The following is a 21429-nucleotide window of genomic DNA, read 5'->3' as shown; positions in this document are numbered from 1 at the left end:
TCATGCCGCATCACGGTAACGAGGAAGAGCACAGCTCTTCCAAAGACCATGGCCGCGACAGCCGAGAGAACGAGAGCCAGGAGAACGAGCCGCAGAAGCCGGTGATCCACGACAACCGCAAGGTTGATCCGAAGACCGGCAAGGCCCGCCACCCAGACCAGGAACACGCCACGGCAGGGGGTTCCGGTTCGGGGGACGCATTGTCCCAGGCAGAGGACATCCTCAACAGCGTTGAGGTTCCGGCCGAGCAATCGGTGGCCCAGGGCGTAGGTGCGGAGGAGGCGGAGGAACTCAGGAACGATCTCCGCCGCCTGCAGGCCGAGTACGTCAACTACCGCAAGCGCGTGGAACGCGACCGTGCCGTGGCAGGGGAGATGGCCGTCATCGGCGTCCTGAACTCGCTGCTTCCGGTATTGGACGACGTTGACGCCGCCCGCCAGCACGGGGACCTGGCCGACGGCCCGTTCGCCGCGATCGCCGCCAAGCTGGAGAACGCGCTGAAGACCTACGGCCTGGTCCGCATCGATGAGACCGGGGTGGAGTTCGATCCCACCATCCACGAGGCCCTCATCCAGCAGCCCGGCCAGGACGTCGAAATCGACACTGTCAGCCAGGTCCTGCGCTCCGGCTACAAGTCCGGCGAGCGGGTCCTCCGGGCAGCACAGGTTATTGTTGCAGTCCCTGCATAAGTAGCCCAAACATAGCGCGAAGCAGGTGATGGGCCCCGGGAGTGGCATCGGGCCTGCCGGAGCGTGGTGGCTTGGTCCGCAAGGACCAAGCCACCACGCGAAAGGGGCGGGGGCCCATCACCTGCGTAGCGCATTTTGTAAGAACTTGAAAGGAAACGCCATTGGCTAGCCAGGACTGGGTCGACAAGGATTTCTATAAGATCCTTGGAGTCGCCAAGGACGCTTCCGACGCCGATATCAAGAAGGCCTACCGGAAGCTTGCGCGCCAGCACCACCCGGACACGAACGCGGGTGACGTGGCTTCGGAGAAGAAGTTCAAGGACATCTCCGAGGCCTATTCGGTGCTTTCGGATCCCGATGAGCGCCAGCAGTATGACGCGATCCGTGCCATGGGCGGCGGCGCGCGGTTTGCTCCCGGCGGCGGGGGCGGAGCGCCTGGCGGTGCCGGCTTCGAAGATCTCTTCGGCGGTCTGTTCACCGGTGGCAGCGGCCGTCACTCCGGTGGCTACAGCACCTCTGGCGGCATTCCGCCGGAGTTCGCCGACCTCTTCGGCGGACAGTTCGGCGGACCCGGCTCCGGAGCCGGGTTCCAGCGCGCGCCGCAGAAGGGTGCCGACCGCACGGCGACCACTACCATTTCATTCGCCGGCTCCATCCGCGGCACCACCATCGGCCTGCGCGAACCTGAAGGCGACGTCATCGACGTCCGTGTTCCGGCAGGCATCAAGGACGGCCAGAAGGTCCGCGTCCGCGGCAAGGGCCAGTACGGTCCCGCCGGCAACGGCGACCTGATGGTCACCGTCAACGTCAAGGGCCACGACTTCTACACGCGCGACGGCGACAACCTCCGCATCCACGTTCCGGTCTCCTTCCCGGAAGCGGCCCTGGGCGCTGACATCGAGGTGCCCACGATCGACGGCGAGAAGGTCAAGGTCCGCGTTCCCGCAGGAACGCCGTCCGGACGCACACTGCGTGTCAAGGGCCGCGGGGTCAAGCACGCCAAGGCCACCGGCGACCTGCTGGTGACCATCGACGTCGTGGTTCCGCAGAAGCTGACCAAGGAAGCGGAGGAGGCCGTGAAGGCTTTCGCCGCAGCCACCGCCGGTCAGGACGTCCGCGCCGGCCTGGCAGCCAAGGCGCGCCTCTAGGGTTTCGGGGGCAGGGTTTAGGGAGAGGGCGGGCATGGACATTGGATTCGATCAGCCGATCTTCGTCATCTCGGTGGCGGCTGAACTGGCAGACATGCACCCGCAGACGCTGCGGCAGTATGACCGCCTGGGCATCGTCTCGCCCAGCCGCGCGCCCGGAAAATCCCGGCGGTACTCCCAGCGTGACGTCAACATGCTCCGAGAGGTGCAGCGGCTCTCGCACGAGGGGGTGTCGCTGGAGGGAATCAAGCGGATCCTGCAGCTGGAGAACCAGGTGGCTGCGCTGCAGCGACGCGTGGGCGAGCTGACAGAGGAACTGGGCCGCCGCCGCACGCCGCTGGACTCGCGCATTTTCGCTGCCGGGACCGCGGGCGACGTGGTCAGCCTGGCGCGCGGCCAGCGTCCCCGCGCCCGCTCCCAGGCCGTTGTGGTGTGGCGCCCGCACCCCACCGACTGACCCGCAGACGGGCACGGTGGCTTTGCCTTGACAGGCGAAGCGTGCCGGAACAGAGTGGATGGTCACGCCTGTTCGCTGCCAGTCTTCATTGCCCCGGAAGGAACGCCCTCATGGCCTTTGTCTCTGTCGGAAAAGAAAACAGCACCACCGTTGAGCTGTACTACGAGGACCACGGACAGGGACAGCCGGTGGTCCTCATCCACGGGTACCCCCTCGACGGCGCCTCCTGGGAACGGCAAACGGCCGTGCTGCTGGAGGCCGGCTACCGGGTGATCACCTACGACCGCCGCGGGTTCGGTAAATCCAGCAAGCCCACCGAGGGCTACGACTATGACACCTTTGCCGCGGACCTCAATTCCCTGCTCACCGAGCTCGACCTGACCGACGCCGTGCTGGTGGGCTTCTCGATGGGAACCGGCGAAGTGGCCCGCTACATCAGCACCTACGGATCGGCCCGCGTGTCCAAAGCCGTGTTCCTTGGCTCCCTGGAGCCCTTCCTGCTGAAGACGGAGGACAACCCCGACGGCGTTCCCCAGGAAGTCTTCGACGGCCTGCTCGGCGCCGTGAAGGAAGACCGCTACGCCTTCTTCACGGAGTTCTTCAAGAACTTCTTCAACACCGACGACACCCTGGGCAGCCGCCTCAGCGAAGAAGCGCTGCGGGCCAGCTGGGCCACCGCGAGCAAGTCCTCCGCGCACGCCTCCGTGGCTGCGCAGCCCACCTGGCTGACGGACTTCCGCGAGGACATCCCGAAGATCGACGTTCCCGCGCTGATCGTCCACGGAACGGCGGACAACATCCTGCCCATCGACGTCACCGGCCGCCGCTTCAAGGAAGCGCTGCCCGCCGCGGACTACGTGGAGATCGAGGGTGCCCCGCACGGGATGCTGTGGACGCATGCGCCGGAAATCAACGAGGCACTCCTGGCGTTCCTCAAAAAGTAGGAACGCCTCAGCCTTCCCGAGGCTGCATTACCGGAGCGGCACGCTAGCTGGTTGCGGCGTGGACCCTGAGTTGCATCAGGGCGAGGTCGATCAGCGGCGTGCCGGTCCCGAGGAGGCGTGCCCGCCGGGTGAAGTCGCCCAGCAGGTGTTCCGTCTCGCCGGGGAGGCCGGCAACGACGTCGCGGTAGAGGGACGATGTGAAGGTGGATCCCGGCTGCGTAAGCATGCTCAAGGACTGCTCCGTTTCATGCTCCGGTACCGGATAGCCGGCCGCGGCCGCGACGGCACCGGCTTCGGCCAGGACGGAGTGCACGAACTCCTTGCCGCCGGGCACTGCGACGATGGCGCCCACCGGTCCCCGCATCAGGCAGGTCACGGTGCCGGCAGAGACGATGAATACCCATTTGTGCCACATGGATGCCAAGGCATCCGCTGTGGCCGAGGCCTTGAACCCGGGCACGGTGAAGAGCTCCACCGCCTGCAGGACGCGGTCACTCGGCGGGCCGTGCTGTTCCCCGACCGTGAGTGTCGCCAGCGGATTCATCTGCAGGATGTCGCCGTCGTCAGTGACGGTAGTGACCACCTTGACGATCCCGCCCAGGACCCGATCGGTGCCGAATGCAGCGACCAGCGTGTCCATGTGGGCCAGGCCGTTGAGGAACGGAATAATCACTGTCTCCGGCCCCACCGCCGGTGCCACGTCGGCCAGTGCCCGGGGGAGGGCTGAGGCTTTCACTGTAACCAGCACCAGATCGTAGGGGCTGTTGAGGTCCGCCGCGGTGACAAGCGCAGGTTCGATGACGTCCTCTTGTCCCAGGCCAGTGATGCGCAGACCGCGCCGGCGCAGGGTGGCGGACCGCCCCTCGCGGACCAGGAAGGTCACGTCCCGGCCGGCCTGCGCCAGGCGCGCGCCGAAGTATCCGCCGGTGGCGCCGGCACCGACAACCAGGATCCTTTGGGCGTTCGGCTGGCTGTTCATAGTGCTCCTCGGTGGTGCGGGCGCCGGACTGAGTACCCGGGAGGGCTCCCCGGCGCCCGGACAGGCAGAATAGAGTACACGCTACTCGTGACGGACCGGAGCGGCAGCCGCTTGAATGGAGCACAGCTGGGTCTCACAGCTTGATTCTGGTCTCTCTGGGGGTTTTCCTTATGCGTGTTCTCTGCAGTCCCGATGTGTCAGTTCCGCGCCCTGCCCAAATTGGCGGCGTCCGATGAGCGCGGGAATGGAATCAGTTGCCATGTTCGCGGGCTCGATGTCCGGGCAGGTCCTGCTGTCCCTCGGCCAGGCCATGGTGGTGGTGTGCCTCTGTTTTGACATGGTGCGAGCCCTGTCCGTGCCCAGGTCGCACCGGCGCTACGTGGCCAGTACCATTTTCCGCACACTGGCCGTGCCGTCCGTCCTGGTCATGGGCATCAGCGTGCTGGTTGACGCCGTCTTCTGGTCCTGGATGGACGTTGCCATGGGCGTCTTCGTCATGGTGATGATCGTCTTCCGCCTGCACCACGACAAGGACGAGGACAACTGGTGGAAGGGCAAGGGCACGAAACTCGCCCGCTGGGCCCGGAAGCAGCTGTCGTCCGGACGGTCCCTCGCGCCCGCAATGGGCTGACCGTCCGGCGTTGAAAACGCCGGCAGTCAAACCCTCAGTCGTTGAACAGGCCGGCCAGGTCCTCAGCCGTCAGGGAACCGCCGGAGAGCGCATCGCCCTCCATCACGTCCGCAAACAGCTGCGACTTCTTCGCCTTCAGGGCCATGACCTTTTCCTCGATGGTGTCCTTGGCAACCAGGCGGTAGACCATCACATTCCGTGCCTGCCCGATCCGGTGGGTGCGGTCCACGGCCTGCGCCTCGGAGGCCGGGTTCCACCACGGGTCCAGCAGGAACACGTAGTCCGCCTCCGTCAGGTTCAGGCCGAAGCCGCCGGCCTTGAGGCTGATCAGGAACACGGGGGCGGAGCCGTTCTTGAACTCGTTCACCACATCGGTACGGTTGCGGGTGCCGCCGTCGAGGTAGCAGAACTCGATCTTCTCCTCGACCAGCCGCTCACGGACCTTGCCCAGGAACCCGGTGAACTGGCTGAAGATCAGTGCCCGGTGCCCCTCGGCCACAAGGTCCTCCAGCTGCTCGAACAGCACGTCCAGCTTGCTGGACCGGACCCCGGACAGGGAAGGATCCACCAGGGATGCGTCCAGGCTGAGCTGGCGCAGCAGCGTCAGCGACTGGAAGATGGTGAAGCGGTTCTTGTTGACGTCGTCGATGAGGCCCAGGATCTTCTGGCGCTCCCGCTGCAGGTGGGTCTGGTACACCTTCTGGTGCCGCGGGTTCAACACCACCTCGAGGATCTGCTCCTGCTTCGGCGGCAGGTCGTGGATGACCTGCTCCTTGGTGCGGCGCATCATGAGCGGACGGACCCGACGGCGGAGCTTGTCCAGCTGCCCCTTGTCGCCGTTCTTTTCCACCGGCTTCTGGTAGTACTCGGCGAACCGCTTGGGGCTCGCGAACAGGCCCGGCGCCACAATCGAGGTGAGGGCCCAGAATTCCATCAGGTTGTTTTCCAGCGGCGTGCCGGTGATGGCCAGCTTGAACGCCGCCGGCAGCTTCCGCGCGCACTGGTAGGCCTTGGACTGGTGGTTCTTCACGAACTGGGCCTCGTCCAGCACCAGGGCCGCCCATTCGCGGGACGCGTACGCCTCGTAGTCGATCCGGAACAGGGCGTAGGACGTGATCACGATGTCCGCGCCGGCCATGGCCTCGGCCGGGTCCACGCCGTTCTTCGCAAACGTCTCGCCGATGGCCCGGACGGTGAGGCCGGGAGCGAACCTTGCGGTTTCAGCTTCCCAGTTGCCCACCACGCTGGTGGGGGCCACGACCAGAAAAGGTGCGGAGCCCGGTACGGCGGCCGCACTCGGTACGGCGCCGTCGGAAGCCTGCGTCCCGTCAGCAACGGTGCCCTCCGGAACCCGGGTTGCTTCCTTCGCCGCGCAGATCAGCGCCAGCGCCTGGACGGTCTTGCCCAGGCCCATGTCGTCAGCCAGCACCCCGCCGAGCCCGTGCCGGTAGAGGAAGCTCAGCCAGTTGAAACCCTCCAGCTGGTACGGGCGCAGCTCGGCATTCAGCGTTGCCGGCAGGGGCAGCCCTTTGATGCCGCCCTCGAGCAGCCCGCCCACGGCTTCGCGCCAGGCGGCGGCCTGCTCGTCCACAATGCCCAGGTGCGCCAGCTCGTCCCAGAGGCCGGCCTGGAACCGGCTGATCTGCAGGGGTGCATCCTTGTTGTCCTGTAGTGAACGGGCTTCGTCAATGAGGGCGCGCAGCTGATGCAGTTCGGGCAGGTCCAGGGAGAAGTACGCGCCGCTGGGCAGGAGCATCCGGGTTTCACCGGCCGCCAGCGCGGAGAACAGCGCGGCGAAGGACACCGGCTGGCCCTCAAGGGTGATCACAATGCCCAGGTCGAACCAGTCGCGGCTGTCCGTGGCCTTGGTGGAGATGGCCACAATGGGGGCTTCCTCGGCCTCGCGGTAGTCGGCTATGTCGCCCGCGGTGTCCACCACGACGTCCGGGGTGTTGCGGAGCCGCGGCAGCACTTCCTCGGTAAAGGCCAGGGTATCCAGCCCGCTCAGCTCTGCGGACGCCGCCAGCCGCGGGGTGCCCCAGCCGCCCGTGGCGGATTCGCCCAGCTTGGGTACAACTTCCCAGGGCTGGCCCACGGACTCGAGGATGCGGGCTTCGGTGGGGTCGTCCCGGTAGCCGTGGTCGCCCGGGTGGCGCCACAGGGGCTGCGCCGTGACCAGGTTCCCGGACTTGTAGTGCCATTCCCAGTGCAGGCGCACCTTGTGGTCGGTGCCGTAGTTTGCCAGCAGGGACAACGTGGGAACGGCCAGCGTGGGCAGCTCCACGGACTCGTCCGAGGCCGTGACCCGGGCGGCCTGCTTGAGCTTGGGGTAGAAACCGGTGAGGAAGCGGGTCTCGTCCTGGGCCGGAATGTGCAGGGCGCTGCCGGCCGTGACGAACGTCAGGAGTTCCTCGCTGAGGCCGCTCTCCAGGGGAGCCAGCGTGATGATCGATCCGGTGCCCACGCCCGGAAGGGCGTCCCCTCCGGACGTCAGGAAGATCCCGTGCGCAGGGCGGCCGATGGTCCCCACAGACGCCGGATCAACCACTTCCCCCTCAACGGTGATGGTGGGCGCGAGCGTCAGCCCGCCGTCGTCGGGCGTTTTCCCGTTTGGGACGGCGCCGGCTTCATCCCCGCCGGAAGCGCCGAACCGGGTCAGATTAAGCCCGACGGCGGCAGGGTCCTCCACGAACCGTACGGGTTCCTGGCCGCTGGCGTGCACCAGCGCGACGCCGATCTTCCGCGCCTGGGCGAGCAGGCTCCAGAAGTTCTTTCCGGCGTAGGTGTTCAGTCCCAGCCAGGGCGCGGTGGAATTGTGCTGGCGGTTGGCGAGGGCGGTGTGGGACGCCAGGAATTCCTGCATCCACTCCACGTGCGACTCGTTGCATTCGCGCCGGTAGTTGAGGTAGCTGAGCGTGTTCCAAGAGACGTCGCCGCGGATCCACTTCCCCTTGGCGCCCATGATCACGGGGCGCGCCTTGAGCTGGCGCACGCTGCGGAGCGGATCACGCCGGCCCGTGTAGGAGAAGTGCGGGGCAGGCTCTTCGATGTCGAACTGCAGGGCCAGCGGGATGCCGTTGGTGGACTGGGTGATTCCCGGCCGGGCAATGAGCGGGCCTAGTGCCTGCTCCCAGTCCGGCATCTCCTGCGCGAGCGGCTCACGGGCCAACCGGGTGGCCTCGGCCGGGGCAAGCAGCTGGACGCGGGTGGCCGGATTGTCCTCCGCGGCGAACAGCAGCGCGGCCACGTGCTTGCAGTCCTTCCGCACGGGGCAGCTGCAGACGCCCACGGTGCAGCTCCAGCCGCCCGCCTTCCGGACCAGCTTCGCAGTGGTCGAATAGGGCGCGTCCGAACCGCCGCGGACCTTGCCGAGCATCAGGCCGGTGGCGGCATCGAAGGAAATCCCCGAGACCCGGCTGCCCATGGCGTAGGCGAGTCCGGCCGCGAGGGAGCGGTCGTTGATCGCGGGGGTCTGTATTGCCAGTGCCGCACTCTCGTCCGGTTGGGATGGCATGGTGCGCGCTACTTTCAGCAGGTCAAAAATCTGCAGGTTATCTGATCCATCTTACCGAGCCGGGACAGGCCCTGAAACTTCGCCCAACGTTCAACTCCTCCTCAACCCGCGGACCGGTCCGCGGCATAGCGTGAAAGGGTCCTGAGCACCACCCGCTTTCAGCAGTGAGGATTTCCCATGAGCACCGGTCAGCCCGCCAGCAAGCACCCCGTTGTCCTGACAATCGATAGCGCCGCGGCGGCCAACGAGGACGTTGTTGATTCCAACGTGACGGTGGTCAACGCCATGTACGCGGAACTGCTCGACGCCCCGGAAATTGCGCCGAACGCCCTGCGCAGCTACTACGTTGACTTCTACCTCACCCAGGCGCTGGCCGGCGGCTTCGCGCAGTACGTCTTCACCGTGCCGGAGCGCGAAGAGATCGACGCCTACGTCCGCGAAGGCCTGGAAGGCATGGGCGCCACCGCCCACCTGGCGCTGTTCAACCGCACGGCCGCGGCTTTTGATGCCCTCTCCGAAGACGACGCCGACGCGTACTTGGATGGGGATACAGACGGGGACACTGAGCATTTTGACGACGTCGACGGCGGCGGCGACAGCACCGACGACGCCGACGGCACCGACGACGACGGCGGGAGCGACGGCGACGGCGGGAGCGCCACTGCGGAGGCGGCCCGGTCTGCCGAGGCAGTGCGGGAACTCGAGGGGCTCGACGACGACTTCGAGTCGCTGCTGGAGACCGAGGACATCCTTGCGCTGAACGCCGCATGGCTCCGCAGCCAGGAAGGCCTGCTGGTGCTGGCCGACGAGCAGCTGGAGCTGCACATCGCAGAGCGCGTGGCGCAGATCCCCAACCTGGCCGAACGCCAGGCCGAGGCGGCGGAAGAGGCCCTCGAGAATGCGCCGGAGTTCGAACTGATCATCCGCGAACTGTGCGACGTCGCCGGCCACGAGCTGCAGAAAATCACCATGGGCGATCCCAACTACGAGCACAACGGCGAGACTGTCCTGGCCTGGCACTTCACCACGGACCACGGTGATTTCATCATGGTGGAAGATGACGATGAGGCTTACATGATCAGCCCCTCGACCAAGGAAATTGTTGCGGCGGTTGAGTTCGAAGAGGCTGACGCGTAGGTCCCTCCGCCGGGCTGCGGCGACCGCAGCGGGAACACCGGGGTGCATCCCCTGTAAAATTGAGTGAAATCAGACCAGAATGCGGAACGCCGGCGCCGGCTTTAAACCCGGCGCCGGCGTTTGTGCATCACGATGATCGGTGGACATGTCACTCAGGTTTCTTCCCAACAAACTCACGCCACGGGCCCTGTGGGTGGCGGTGGCCGCTGCCGCTGCCTTGGTGCTGGTGGCGGTGGCCCTGATGGTGGGGTTGGGGTCTCGGCCGGACCCGGGCGGCCCGGCCGAGCAAGCGCTGGCTGACGTCGCCAAGGCGCAGTCGGAAGCCAAGGATGGAAAGGGCCGTTACGGCTCCTTCTGGCTGGCCGGGGGAGACCGCAGCCTGGAGGGCCTGGCGCATCCGCTTCGGACCGACGGCGTCTCCGACCTCCGCACCATCGAATGCACTGACGGCTGGGTGGCCGCCGCCCGGCTGGGCCAGGACGTCTATGTGCGGTCCAGCGTGCGGGACCAGGTGGTGCGGGCAGGTTCCGGGGACATTCCCCGGCCCGGCTGCATCACTCCCGAAGCGGTGGATGCCATGCTGGCCGACCTTGGCGCCGGACCGGAGGTGCCCGCACCGGCAGAATCGGCGTTCGCGCGTCCGGAGGGTGCCTCGGCCTACCGGCCCAGCTACCACATCACGCCCCGGGAAAACTGGATGAACGATCCCCAGCGGCCCTTCTGGCTGGACGGTCAGTGGCACTACTACTACCTCTACAACTCCGGTTACCCCGGGGAGAACGGTACCGAGTGGTACCACCTCACCAGCACCGACCTGGTGCACTGGAAGGACGAGGGGGTGGCCATCGAAAAGTACAAGAACGGCCTTGGAGACATCGAGACGGGCAGCGCCGTGGTGGACCACGGGAACTCCGCAGGGTTCGGCAAGGACGCGGTCATCGCCGTTATGACCCAGCAGGACGAGGGAGTGCAGCGGCAGTCGCTGTTCTATTCCACCGACAAGGGGTATTCGTTCAAGGCCTATGACGGCAACCCGGTGATGGACAACCCCGGGGAGCAGCACTGGCGCGATCCGAAGATCATCCGCGATGAAGCCAACAACCAGTGGGTCATGGCCTTGGCGGAGGGCGGGAAGATCGGACTGTACGCGTCCTCCAACCTGAAGGAATGGCGCTACCTGTCCGGCTTCGAGCGCGAAGGCCTGGGCGTCCTTGAATGCCCCGAGCTCTTCCAGCTCGACGTCGACGGCGACCCGGCCAAGCGGACATGGGTGCTCGCCGCCAGCGCCAACGGGGCCGAGGAGGGAAAGTCCACCGGCGTGGCCTACTGGACCGGAGCCTGGGACGGCACACGGTTCACGCCGTCGGAAGAGAAGCACCAGTGGCTCGACGACGGCTCCGATTTCTACGCCGCCGTGACCTGGGACGACCCGCGGCTCACCGAAAGCCAGCGCATGGGTTCCCGCCACGCCATCGCCTGGCTGAACAACTGGGCCTATGCGCGAAAGCTGCCCACGGAAGACTGGCACGGCGGCGCCGATACGGTGGTCAGGGACATCCGGCTGAAGACCGTCTCCGGCAGGCCCACGCTCGTCTCCACACCCACCAATGCGTTGAAGTCACTGGAAGGCGGGACGGTCACTGTGGAGGACCGGAAACTGACTCCGGACGGTACCGCTGAGCTGCCCGCGCCCGACGGCGGTGCGTACCGGCTTGACCTCACGCTCGAACGCGCGGCCGGGGACGACGGCTCCGAGGCCAAAGTGGAGCTGCTCGCCGACAACGGGGTCTTCGCCACAGTGGGGTATGACTTCGACTCGGAAACCGCGTTCGTCTCCCGTGACGGTGCAGCCAAGGAAACCGCCGGACTCGCACCCGATTACGGCACGGTCCGGCGGGCGGAATCCGCTCCCCGCGAGGGCCGGGTGCAGCTGACAATCTATGTCGACTACAGCTCCGTTGAGGTGTTCGTCAACGGCGGGGAGAAGACCCTGACGTCGCTGGCGTTTCCCGCGGGCGCTCCCAAGGGCCTGAAGGCATTGACCGAGGACGGGACACTGACGCTGAAGTCCTTCAGCTACACGCCGATGGCCGCCGCGTCCTGATCCGCCCGGTGATGGGCGGCCCGGTCCTGGGCAGCCGCGTCCTGGGCCGCCCGGAGTTCGTCGAGGGTGGGCGGGTTGGCGCCGGGCCGGCTGACCGTGATGGCGGCCGCCGCCGATGCTGTCCGGCCGATGGCCTCGAGCACGGAAGGGGCCAGCCCGGCGGTGCCGCGGGTCAGCAGCCCGAGGATCAGGGCGGCCATGTACGAGTCGCCCGCGCCGATGGTGTCCGCCACGGACGTGGTCACGGACGGAATATGAAGACTGCCCTCAGCCGCGCGGAGCAGTGATCCTTCGGCTCCGGCCGTTATGACGGCAAGCCCGGTGCCCAGGGCAAGGATCCTCTCCGCCGTCTGCTCCAGATCCTGCCCCGGGTACAGCCAGCGGGCGTCTTCGTCGCTGAGTTTGACGACGTCGGTCAGGGGGACGAGTTCCTCGAACAGGGACTTCGCTTCACTGTGGCTGCCGAGGAGCGCCGGCCTGATGTTGGGGTCGTAGGTGACCATGCAGTCCCGGTGTGCCTGCTCCAGCAGGGTCCGGACGGCGGCGGCGCCCGGCGCCAGGAACGTGGCGATCGAGCCGGTGTGCAGGACCTTCGGGAAAAATGCCGGCGCCAGCGCCTCCAGCCGCCAGTCGATGTCGAAGACGTAGCTGGCCGAGCCGTCCGCGGCGATCGTGGCCGTTGCCGAGGCAGTGCGTTCGAGGGAACGGGCCCCCGGCAGCAGCACGACTCCGGCGCCGGACAGGTGGGCTTCGATCGCCGCCCCGCGGGCGTCGTCGCCGATTGCCGTCAGCAACCCCGTGCTGACTCCCAGCCGAGCGAGCCCGTAGGCGACGTTGGCCGGCGAGCCGCCGGGGTGCTCCACATCGCCGTCGGGACGGCTGACGACGTCGATCAGCGCCTCGCCGACGACGATGACGTCGGGGCTGTCGGCAGGGGAGGCGTGCGAAACGGGACTGAACATTGGATCTCTTTCGTGAAGCCGTCCGCGGATCCGGTCCGCGGACGGAGCTTTAGTGAAACTACTGCGGCGCTCAGGCCGTGGCCGCGCCGGTCATGATGGCCACCGCATCGGTCATGCTGTGCGACTGCGGCGTGATGGTGGCAGCGCATTTGCCGAGGCGCTGGATGTGGATACGGTCGGCGACATCGAACACGTGCGGCATGTTGTGGCTAATCAGGATGACGGGGAGCCCGCGGTCCCGGAGGTCCCGGACCAGTTGCAGGACCTGGTTGGATTCGCGCACGCCGAGCGCCGCCGTCGGCTCGTCCAGGACCACCACCTTGGAACCGAATGCCGCGGCCCGCGCCACCGCCACAGCCTGGCGCTGGCCGCCGGACAGGTTCTCCACTGGGACCGTCACGTCCTGCAGTGTCGAGATGCCCAGTCGGGTCAGCTCTTCCTTGGCCTTGCGGCGCATGCCCTTGGTGTCGAGGACGCGGAAGATCTTGCCAAGCGGGCCGGGCAGGCGTTCCTCACGGCCCAGGAAGAGGTTGGAGGCCACGTCCAAGGCAGGCGAGACTGCCAGGTTCTGGTACACGGTTTCAATGCCGTGGATGCGGGCGTCCTGCGGGCGTTTGAAGTGGACCTGCTTGCCGGAAACCATGAGTTCGCCCGAGTCCGGAATCTCGGCGCCGGTGAGGCATTTGATGAGCGTGGATTTGCCGGCGCCGTTGTCGCCGATGATGGCCAGGACTTCGCCGGGGTACAGGTCGAGGCTGACCCCGTCCAGGCCCACGACGCGGCCGAAGGTTTTGACGAGGTTCCTGGCCTGCAGGATGGGCTGGCGGAGCCCGGTGCCGGCAGGCTGGAATTGGGTGGCGGTCATGATTTCACCTTTCGGATCCACTGGTCGATGGACACAGCGAGGATGATGAGGACGCCCACGGCGAGGGTCTGGTAGAGCACATCCAGGCCGGCCAGCGAGAGGCCGTTGCGGAACACGCCGACGATCAAGGCGCCCAAAAGGGTTCCCCAGACGGAGCCGCGGCCGCCGAAGAGGCTGGTTCCGCCGATGACGACGGCGGTGATGGAGTCGAGGTTCAGGTCCACGCCGGCGTTGGGGCTGGCGGCGTTGGTCCGGCCGATTTGGATCCAGGCGCCGATGGCCAGGACAGCGCCGGCGGCGAGGTAGACGCTCATGAGGACTTTGTTTACGGCGATGCCGGCCAGCCGGGCGGCTTCCTTGTCGTCGCCCACGGCGTAGACGTGCCGGCCCCAGGCGGTTTTGCCGAGGATGAACGCGATGGCGATGTAGAGCAGCAGCATCACGACGACGCCGGTGGAGATCCGCACCGGGCCCACCGGGAAGGTGGTTCCGGTCCAGGTCAGCAGGTCCGGCATTGCCGAGCCGCGCACGGTGGCCCCGTTGGAGTAGAGAAGGGTCAGTGCGATGAAGATGTTCAGTGTGCCCAGGGTGACGATGAACGGGGGGAGCCGGAACCTGGTGACCAGGAACCCGTTCAAGGCTCCGGCGGCGAGTCCGATGACCAGGCCTGCGAGCAGCGCGACGGGCGCGGGCAGTCCGTTGTTGACGGCGAGTTGGGCCACGACCATGGAGGAGAGGATCATGACGGCACCGACGGAAAGGTCGATGCCGGCGGTGAGGATGATGAGGGTCTGGGCGATGGCCAGGGTGCCGACGACGGAGACCTGCTGCGTAATCAGGGAGAGGTTTTCAACCCGCAGGAACCTGTCATTGAGCAGGCCGAACACGACCACCGCGATCAGAAGGACGAGGGCAGGGCTGACGGCGGGGTAACGGTGGAGGATATTGCGTATCCGGCTAAGCGGGGTCTGTCGGTCGAGGAATTCCTCCGCCAGGTCGGCATGCCCGGCGCTGGGCGGGCCGGCGGTCTGTTGCTGGGTCACGATATGTCCTGATCTTCGATGATGGGTGCTACTGCTAGCTAGCTAGCTCGGGAGAAGAAGTGCGGGGCGGCCTACAGGTTCCGGCCTCCCCGCACTCAGTGAAACTGCGTGGCTACTTTCCCCAGCAGATGTCGGATGCCGCGGTGGTGGTGATGCTCTTGATGCCGTCGGCCGGCTTGTCAGTGACGAGTTCGACGCCGGTGTTGTAGAAGTCCAGGCCCTCGGAGTTGGCGGGCTTCTTGCCGGTCTTGGCCAGGTCAACGATGGCCTTCACGCCCAGTTCGGCCATCTTGACCGGGTACTGCTGCGCAGTGGCACCGATGACACCTGACTTGACGTTGTTCACACCGGTGCAGCCGCCGTCGATGGAGACCACCAGGACGTCCTTTTCCTTGCCGGCAGACTTCAGGGCCTCATACGCTCCGGCGGCTGCCGGTTCGTTGATGGTGTAGACGACGTTGATGTTGGGGTTCTTGGCGAGGAGGGTTTCCATGGCTGTGCGGCCGCCGTCCTCGTTGCCCTGGGATGCCTGGTTGCCGACGAGCTCGTAGTCGCCGCCCTGGCCGCCGGTGTACTTGCCGGTCTTGGCCTCGTCGCCGTTCTTCTTCGCGTCGGCGGTGTCGATGCCGAGTCCGGTGAGGAAGCCCTGGTCGCGGTTGTAGTCGACCGAGACAATCTTGTCATCGAAGAGGTCCACGAGGGCGATGGTGGCTTTTTTTCCGCCGAGCTGGGCCGCGGTCCATTTGCCGATGAGCTCACCGGCGGCGAAGTTGTCCGTGGCGAAGGTGATGTCAGCAGCATCCGCCGGGTCCGGGGGAGTGTCCAGGGCGATGACGAAGAGTCCGGCGTCCTTGGCCTTCTTGAGGGCGTCGACGACGGACGGGCCGTTGGGGGTGATCAGTATGCCCTTGTCGCCCTTGGAGATGGCGTTTTCGATGGCCTGGATCTGGGTGTCCTCGTCACCGTCGGCCTTGCCGGCTGCCAGCTTGAGGTCCACGCCGCCGGACTCGGCGGCCTTCTTGGCGCCGTCCTGCATGGAGACGAAGAACGGGTTCGAGGTGGTCTTGACGATCAGCGAGACGCCGATCTTGTCCGACGACGATCCGCCGGTGGAGCCGGTGGAGGAGGTGTTTCCGCCGCATGCCGTCAGGCTAAGCGTGCCGAGCGTCAGGACGGCGCCGAGGGCGAACAAACGGGTTGCGACGGTCCGTGGGGCTGTGGAACTCAACATTGAATCTCCTGTTTCCGTGGCACGAGTTGTGCCTGACAACGATGTCATGGAAACATGTAACCAAGCTCACACGGTACAGTCAAGGCATAAATCGATAATGAAGGACGAGGTTTGACAACGATGTCTAATCGTTACCAAGCAGAGGCGACGCAGGGCAGGCCCACAATGCGCCACGTGGCGGCGTTGGCCGGGGTTGGCATCAAGACGGTGTCGCGCGTCATGAATGATGAACCGGGCGTTTCCGAGTCCACCCGGCTCCGCGTCCTCGGGGCCTCCCAGCAGCTCAACTACCAACTGGACATGGCCGCAGGAAGCCTCCGGCGGACCGGGCGGCAGACGCTGAGCATCGGCCTGCTGCTGCCCAGCGTGTCCAACCCATTCAGCGGAGAGATCCACCGGGCGCTGGAGGATTCACTCGCTGAACGCGGGATCGCGGTGTTCGCCGCCAGCCTGGACGACGATCCCCAGCGTGAGAAAGCACTTGTCGCCGCATTCCTGGGCCGGCGGGTGGACGGCCTGGTGCTGACGCCGATTGCCAGGAGCCAGGCATACGTCATCCCGGAGCACTCCCGGGACCTGCCCATGGTGTTCATCGACCGCGAACCCGTAGGCATCGACGCCGATGCCGTGGTGACGGACAACGCCGTCGGTGCCGCTACGGCGGCCTCCCATCTGCTGGCCCACGGGCACCGGAAGCTCGCCTACCTGGGCGACCGCACCGAAATCCAAACGGCGCGGGAGCGGAGGCGGGGCTTCATCGAGGAACTGGGGAGGGCCGGCCTCGCCACGTCAGCTGTTCCCGTCCGCGAAGGACTGCATGACGAGGAGTCGGCGCGGCTGGCGGCACTGGAGCTCCTGGCCTCCGATGACCCGCCCACCGCCATTTTTTCCAGCCAGAACCTGGTCACCTTTGGAGTGATGAGGGCGCTCAAGGAGCTGGGTGCCAGCAAACGCGTGGCACTGGTGGGGTTCGACGACTTCACGCTGGCGGACATGATGGAACCGGGGATCACCGTGATTGCCCAGCACCCGGAGCGGATAGGCAATCTCGCGGCCGAACGCCTGCTGGCCCGCATCGACGGCGACAGGATTGCCCCGACAACGTACACCGTGCCGTCGGAACTCATCGTGCGGGGGTCCGGTGAGATCCCGCCGTCCTGAGCGACCGGCCTGGTCCGCTTTTGCCTTGCCCCACACAGCCCCAGTGCAAACACATCCTTGAAAGGGAGCATCATGACCAAAACGCTTTACGCCGAATTCACGGTCAAGCCCGGCAGCGAAGCCCGGGTGGCCGAAATGATGCGCGAACTCACCGAGAAGGTGCGCAGCGAACCGGGCAACGAACTGTTCCTGCCCTACACGCGTGAGTCGAACCCGAGGGAGTACTTCGTCTTCGAGGTGTACCGGGATGAGGCCGCGTTCCAGGAGCACATCAGCGCGGACTACGGTGCGGCCTTCAACGGAGAGCTGGTGCGCCACATCGAAGGGGACGGTTCGGTTCTGACCTGGCTGCAGCCCCAGGCCTAAGGATTTCGCGGGCGAGAGGGCCGGTGCCCGCGGGGGGATCCCGCGCGCACCGGCCCTTTCCTTTGAGTGCTGCAGCTACCTGCTGTTCTTCACCGTACTGAGTGCGGCGGCAAACATGGATGGCTGAAGCGGGGTGACCGTGAGCGACTTGACCCTGGCCGTGCCGCCTTCGGCAAAGAGGGCCACCTGACCGGCACCGGCACCCGGGAACACCTGGTCCGTAATGGTGCGCAGGCCGTTCTGGGCAAAGACCTCCACCGACGCGCGGTCAACGTAGATCCGCAGGGTCACGTTGCCGCTTCCATCAACGGTCACCGGCGCCGAGTCCACCGACGTGAACAGTGGGTGGAAGCCTGTGTTCCCGGAATTGCTCCGGTCCACGTAGACCTCGCCGGCTGCTGCGTCGTAGCCGATCTCAGTGGACGTTGTTCCGTCTCCCAGCACCGTTATGCCGGACTTGGCTGCCGTTCCCGGGGCGAACGTGACATCGATCCTTTGGACATCGCCTGACGCCGCAGCCGGAAGCGGGTGGACGCCCGGTGCAATGCTGCGGGCCGACTTCTCGCTGTAGGAAGATTTGGCGGCCAGCTTGTCCACCTGGCTTGCCGCCTTCTGGGTCAGCCGGGGCCCGTCAGCCGTCTGGGTGAGGCCCACTTCGCGGGGCAGCGACATCGCGCTGCGCCAAGGGGAAGTGGGGACGAGGTTGGCGTAATCCCAGTTGTTCATCCATCCGAGCATGACGCGCTTGCTCTGGGGCATGTTGCCGAAGGAAACCGACGCGTAGTAGTCGCGGCCGTAGTCCAACCAGTCATAGCCCTGCAGCCGGGGCTTGGCCGGCTGTGCCGAAGCAACGAACTCATCGGCCAGGATGTGCCCCCAGCTGAACCGGTTGTTGTCCACGATCCGGATGCTGGCCTGGCGGCCCCTGAACTCCGCGACATTCCACGATGCCCAGTCCAGGACTTCGCTGTTGGTTCCCGTGGCGGACCGGACCACTTGCCCGTCCACCACGAGGTTGACTGTGGTTTCGTCCGAGCGGGGAACGGCCGCGCGGTCGGTCAGCATAACGTGGTCAAGGGTGAGGTGTCCCCACCCGCCGCCCGCCTGGTCCACGACCCTTAGCTGTGCGCTCCGGCCGGCGAACTCCGAAACGTCCCAGCCCTTCCAGTTAAGCGCGCCGGCGTTGTCTCCGCTGAGTGTTCTGACAACGTTGCCATCGATCAGGAGCTGGGCTTCCAGGACTTCCCCGGAGTCAGCGGCGCGTTGCCCGCCGCCGACGAGCATGCTCATGAAGTTTCGGGAGACGGTGAAGGCCGGGGACGTGAGGGTGCCCTGGCGGTCATCACCCGGGGCGCCACCCGCTTCGAAGGTGTTGATCCGTTTGGCCCCGATGAAGTAGTCGCCGCCTGCCGTGGCCGGCTGGAAGGCGGGCTCAAGGTCCGCGGTTCCGGTCCAGCCGGCGTCGGCCAGTGTGCTGCCGTCCGCAACCTCGAAGCCGTTGAACAGCAGGTCTCCGGCCGGGGCATTGTTATCCAGCTTGTCCGAGATGCGGGGATGCTGTCCGCCGCCCACCAGGAAGTTGATGTAGTCACTGCCGACCGTGAACTCCGGTGAACTCATGGAGCCCAGCGGCCAGTCGCCGTCGTTGAAGGAATTGACCAGGCCGGCCCCTGCATAGCCGGTGACCTCGTTCTGGCCGGCCAGGGTTCCCGGCGCCGGTGCGCTGCCGAAGGGCCCGTTCTTCCAGTTTCCAGGTTCGTTGTTGACCGTCCAGCCGCCGTAACTTCCGTCGTTGAAACCCGCCAGCGGAGTCCCGGCCGGGAGGGAATCCACGGGGTCCGTGGTGTCCGCAGTGAACACGGTGCCGTCAAAGTCACCCACGAAGTACTGCCCTGCAGAACCGCCCGCTACGCCGCCGGGATTGATGTTCACCACCATGACCCACTTGACGTTGTCCGGGTTTCCGTCCACGGCCAATGGAAAGAGGTCAGGGCATTCCCATAAGCCGCCAGTTGCGTTTGCCGGCCCGAAGGAGCTCAGTTCGGTCCAGTCCTTGAGGTTATCGGACTTGTACAGGAGCACCTTGTGGTCCAAGGCCTCCACGGCGGTCATCACCCAGTAGCCGCCGCCGTCCGGGGCGTCGTACCAGAAGACCTTCGGGTCGCGGAAGTTGGCTGAGTTGCGGTTGAGGACAGGGTTCTGGCCGTACTTGGTCCAGGTCTGGCCCTGGTCCAGGCTGTACGCCAGGGACTGCGCCTGCAGCCCGCGGTGCGGGGATGCATCCTTGTAGGCGCTGGTAAAAATCGCCACCAGGGGAGGATTTGTCGCGGTGCCGAAGCCGGAGGAGTTGTTTTTGTCCACCACCACGCTGCCGGAGAAGATGTCCTGCTGGTCATCGGTGGGGATCGCCAGCGGCTGCTCCTTCCAATGGACCAGGTCAGCGGACGTCGCATGCCCCCAGGACATGTTCCCCCAGGTGTTCCCGGACGGGTTGTGCTGGTAGTAGAGGTGGTAGACGCCCTTGTAGAAGACCATCCCGTTGGGATCGTTCATCCAGTTCTTCTCCGGCGAGAAATGGACGGCCGGGCGGTACTGCTCTTCACCCGGAGTGGTGGCCGCTTCGGCCGGGATGGCCCCGGCCAAGGCGCCGCCAAGGGCCAGGCCTGCCAGTGCCACGGCGGTGACTGCCCGCAAGCCGATGGTTCGTGTTGTGTGCATAGTGCTGAGGTCGCCCTTCATCGCGCGTGCCTTTCCCAGAAAGACAACGTTGTCAGTGGAGGGAACGCTAAATTAAGTCCACGAGACAAGTCAACGGACTGGTACGCGATAGGCCGGATAAGGCACGGCAGAGCACTGCGGGCAGGACCGTTCCGGCGTTACTGGTCGCCGACGGGCCCGGCCAGCCTAGTCCGCCGCGCTGGTCCGGTACGAGGCGAGGAACGTGGCGATCCTGCGCACGGCTTCCTCAATGTCCTCGACGGCCGGAAGGATGACAAAGCGGAAGTGGTCCGGCCGGGGCCAGTTGAACGCCGAACCGTGTGAGACCAGGATCTTCTGTTCGCGCAGCAGGTCCAGGACGAACTGTTCGTCGCTCTTGAAGGGGTAAAGCTCCGGGTCAAGGCGGGGAAACAGGTACATGGCCGCCGCCGCGGGCACACACGTGACGCCGGGAATGGCGGTGAGCAACTTATGGGCGCGGTCGCGCTGTTCGCGCAGCCTGCCGCCGGGCCGGATCAGGGCCTCGATGCTCTGGTAGCCGCCAAGGCAGGTCTGGATGGCGTGCTGCGCCGGCACGTTGGGGCACAGGCGCAGGGAGGCCAGCAGTTCCAGGCCTTCCCGGTAGGCCAGTGTTGCGGCGAGCGGACCGGTGACGGCCACCCAGCCGGCGCGGTACCCCGGCATCCGGTAGGCCTTGGAGAGCCCGCTGAAAGTCAGGACGCAGACGTCCTCGGCCACCGAAGCGGTGTGGATATGCTGGGCGTCCTCGTACAGGATCTTTTCGTAGATTTCATCCGAGAACAGCACCAAATGGTGCTTGCGGGCCAACTCGGCAAACTGCTCCAGGATGTGCCGCGGGTAGACGGCACCGGTGGGGTTGTTCGGATTGATGATCACGATTGCCTTGGTGCGCTTGGTGATCTTTGATTCGACGTCGGCCATGTCCGGCCACCAGTGCTCGTCCTCATCGCACAGATAGTGCACGGGCTTGCCGCCGGTCAGGGTGACGGCGGCCGTCCACAGCGGGTAGTCGGGCGCAGGAATGAGGATCTCGTCGCCGTTTTCCATAAACGCCTGCAGGCACATGGAAATGAGCTCGCTCACGCCGTTGCCGATGAAGATGTCCTCGACGCCGATCTGCATCAGGCCCCTGGTCTGGTAGTACTGCGAGATGGCCGTGCGGGCCGAGAAGATGCCCTTGGAATCGCTGTAACCCTGCGCCCCGCGCAGGTGGTGGATCATGTCCACCACCACGGACTCGGGGGCCTCCAGGCCAAACGGCGCGGTGTCGCCAAGATTCATCTTGAGGATCCGGTGCCCTTCGGCTTCCATCTCCTTTGCTGCCTGGAGGATGGGCCCGCGGAGTTCGTAGCGGACATTCTGGAGTTTGCTGGAGTGCTGCATCGGACGCATGCTTGATCTTTTCACAGCGCTGATCCCACGACGCCGTCGCGTAGTATTCCCAGCCCGGCGACGTGGC

17 protein-coding genes are annotated in these 21429 nt (G+C 66.0%); 9 read left to right on the top strand and 8 right to left on the bottom strand.

Translation table 11 applies throughout. From position 1 onward, the window contains the following. Positions 1–2: 2 nt before the first annotated feature. The 4 genes from CXQ91_RS15155 to CXQ91_RS15140 all read left to right on the top strand — a co-directional run bounded on the left by CXQ91_RS15155 (position 3) and on the right by CXQ91_RS15140 (position 3238). Complete coding sequence (locus tag CXQ91_RS15155) at positions 3–689, top strand: nucleotide exchange factor GrpE (RefSeq protein ID WP_181038903.1); 687 nt, start codon at positions 3–5, stop codon at positions 687–689. 161 nt (positions 690–850) lie between these two features. Continuing rightward, entirely contained in the window at positions 851–1837 is a 987-nt protein-coding gene (locus tag CXQ91_RS15150) for a DnaJ C-terminal domain-containing protein (protein WP_104174732.1), read from the top strand. Between the two features lie 34 nt (positions 1838–1871). After that, positions 1872–2294, top strand: coding sequence for a heat shock protein transcriptional repressor HspR (locus CXQ91_RS15145; protein WP_104174731.1), 423 nt, complete (start codon positions 1872–1874; stop codon positions 2292–2294). A 110-nt stretch (positions 2295–2404) separates the two neighbouring features. Further along, positions 2405–3238: an alpha/beta fold hydrolase gene (locus tag CXQ91_RS15140; RefSeq protein ID WP_104174730.1), complete on the top strand. Its 834-nt coding sequence runs from the start codon at positions 2405–2407 to the stop codon at positions 3236–3238. Between the two features lie 43 nt (positions 3239–3281). On the opposite strand, the gene CXQ91_RS15135 is transcribed toward CXQ91_RS15140, so the two are convergent. Then, entirely contained in the window at positions 3282–4217 is a 936-nt protein-coding gene (locus CXQ91_RS15135; protein WP_104174729.1) for a ketopantoate reductase family protein, read from the bottom strand. Between the two features lie 244 nt (positions 4218–4461). Between CXQ91_RS15135 and CXQ91_RS15130 the strand changes: the two genes are divergently transcribed. Then, positions 4462–4848: a hypothetical protein gene (locus CXQ91_RS15130; RefSeq protein ID WP_104174728.1), complete on the top strand. Its 387-nt coding sequence runs from the start codon at positions 4462–4464 to the stop codon at positions 4846–4848. 34 nt (positions 4849–4882) lie between these two features. Here CXQ91_RS15130 and CXQ91_RS15125 read toward each other — a convergent pair whose 3' ends face one another. Beyond that, positions 4883–8362: a DEAD/DEAH box helicase gene (locus CXQ91_RS15125; RefSeq protein WP_104174727.1), complete on the bottom strand. Its 3480-nt coding sequence runs from the start codon at positions 8360–8362 to the stop codon at positions 4883–4885. A 177-nt stretch (positions 8363–8539) separates the two neighbouring features. On the opposite strand from CXQ91_RS15125, the gene CXQ91_RS15120 reads away from it, so the two are divergent. Both CXQ91_RS15120 and CXQ91_RS15115 read left to right on the top strand, forming a co-directional pair. Beyond that, positions 8540–9499 carry a hypothetical protein gene (locus tag CXQ91_RS15120; RefSeq protein ID WP_104174726.1) on the top strand — a complete coding sequence of 320 codons (960 nt, stop codon included), beginning with the start codon at positions 8540–8542 and terminating at the stop codon, positions 9497–9499. Between the two features lie 145 nt (positions 9500–9644). Further along, complete coding sequence (locus CXQ91_RS15115; protein WP_104174725.1) at positions 9645–11603, top strand: glycoside hydrolase family 32 protein; 1959 nt, start codon at positions 9645–9647, stop codon at positions 11601–11603. Here the strand turns inward: CXQ91_RS15115 and CXQ91_RS15110 are convergent. The 4 genes from CXQ91_RS15110 to CXQ91_RS15095 form a co-directional block, all read right to left on the bottom strand. Then, the gene (locus CXQ91_RS15110) at positions 11576–12565 is read right to left on the bottom strand and encodes a carbohydrate kinase (RefSeq protein WP_104174724.1); all 990 of its coding nucleotides are present in this window, start codon (positions 12563–12565) and stop codon (positions 11576–11578) included. The two genes, CXQ91_RS15115 and CXQ91_RS15110, sit on opposite strands and share 28 nt — an antisense overlap. A gap of 70 nt (positions 12566–12635) precedes the next feature. Further along, positions 12636–13430: an ATP-binding cassette domain-containing protein gene (locus tag CXQ91_RS15105; protein WP_104174723.1), complete on the bottom strand. Its 795-nt coding sequence runs from the start codon at positions 13428–13430 to the stop codon at positions 12636–12638. Then, a complete protein-coding gene (locus CXQ91_RS15100) occupies positions 13427–14473 on the bottom strand; it encodes an ABC transporter permease (RefSeq protein WP_104174722.1) in 1047 nt (348 codons plus the stop codon). Before CXQ91_RS15100 ends, CXQ91_RS15105 begins: the two co-directional genes overlap by 4 nt. Before the next feature lie 112 nt (positions 14474–14585). Beyond that, positions 14586–15704, bottom strand: a complete 1119-nt coding sequence (locus CXQ91_RS15095) for a substrate-binding domain-containing protein (RefSeq protein ID WP_104174721.1) — start codon at positions 15702–15704, stop codon at positions 14586–14588. Positions 15705–15869: 165 nt separating this feature from the next. Here CXQ91_RS15095 and CXQ91_RS15090 point away from each other — a divergent pair, with 165 nt between their 5' ends. After that, positions 15870–16865, top strand: coding sequence for a LacI family DNA-binding transcriptional regulator (locus tag CXQ91_RS15090; protein ID WP_104174720.1), 996 nt, complete (start codon positions 15870–15872; stop codon positions 16863–16865). 72 nt (positions 16866–16937) lie between these two features. After that, positions 16938–17231 carry a putative quinol monooxygenase gene (locus tag CXQ91_RS15085; RefSeq protein WP_104174719.1) on the top strand — a complete coding sequence of 98 codons (294 nt, stop codon included), beginning with the start codon at positions 16938–16940 and terminating at the stop codon, positions 17229–17231. Positions 17232–17306: 75 nt separating this feature from the next. Here the strand turns inward: CXQ91_RS15085 and CXQ91_RS15080 are convergent, their stop codons facing one another. Then, a complete protein-coding gene (locus CXQ91_RS15080; RefSeq protein ID WP_104174831.1) occupies positions 17307–19949 on the bottom strand; it encodes a GH32 C-terminal domain-containing protein in 2643 nt (880 codons plus the stop codon). A 186-nt stretch (positions 19950–20135) separates the two neighbouring features. Beyond that, entirely contained in the window at positions 20136–21362 is a 1227-nt protein-coding gene (locus CXQ91_RS15075; RefSeq protein ID WP_104174718.1) for a pyridoxal phosphate-dependent aminotransferase, read from the bottom strand. Positions 21363–21429 lie beyond the last annotated feature (67 nt).

The organism is Arthrobacter sp. Y81, assembly GCF_002929335.1.
Lineage (GTDB): Bacteria > Actinomycetota > Actinomycetes > Actinomycetales > Micrococcaceae > Arthrobacter.
This window is presented reverse-complemented; position numbering and strand designations above follow the sequence as displayed.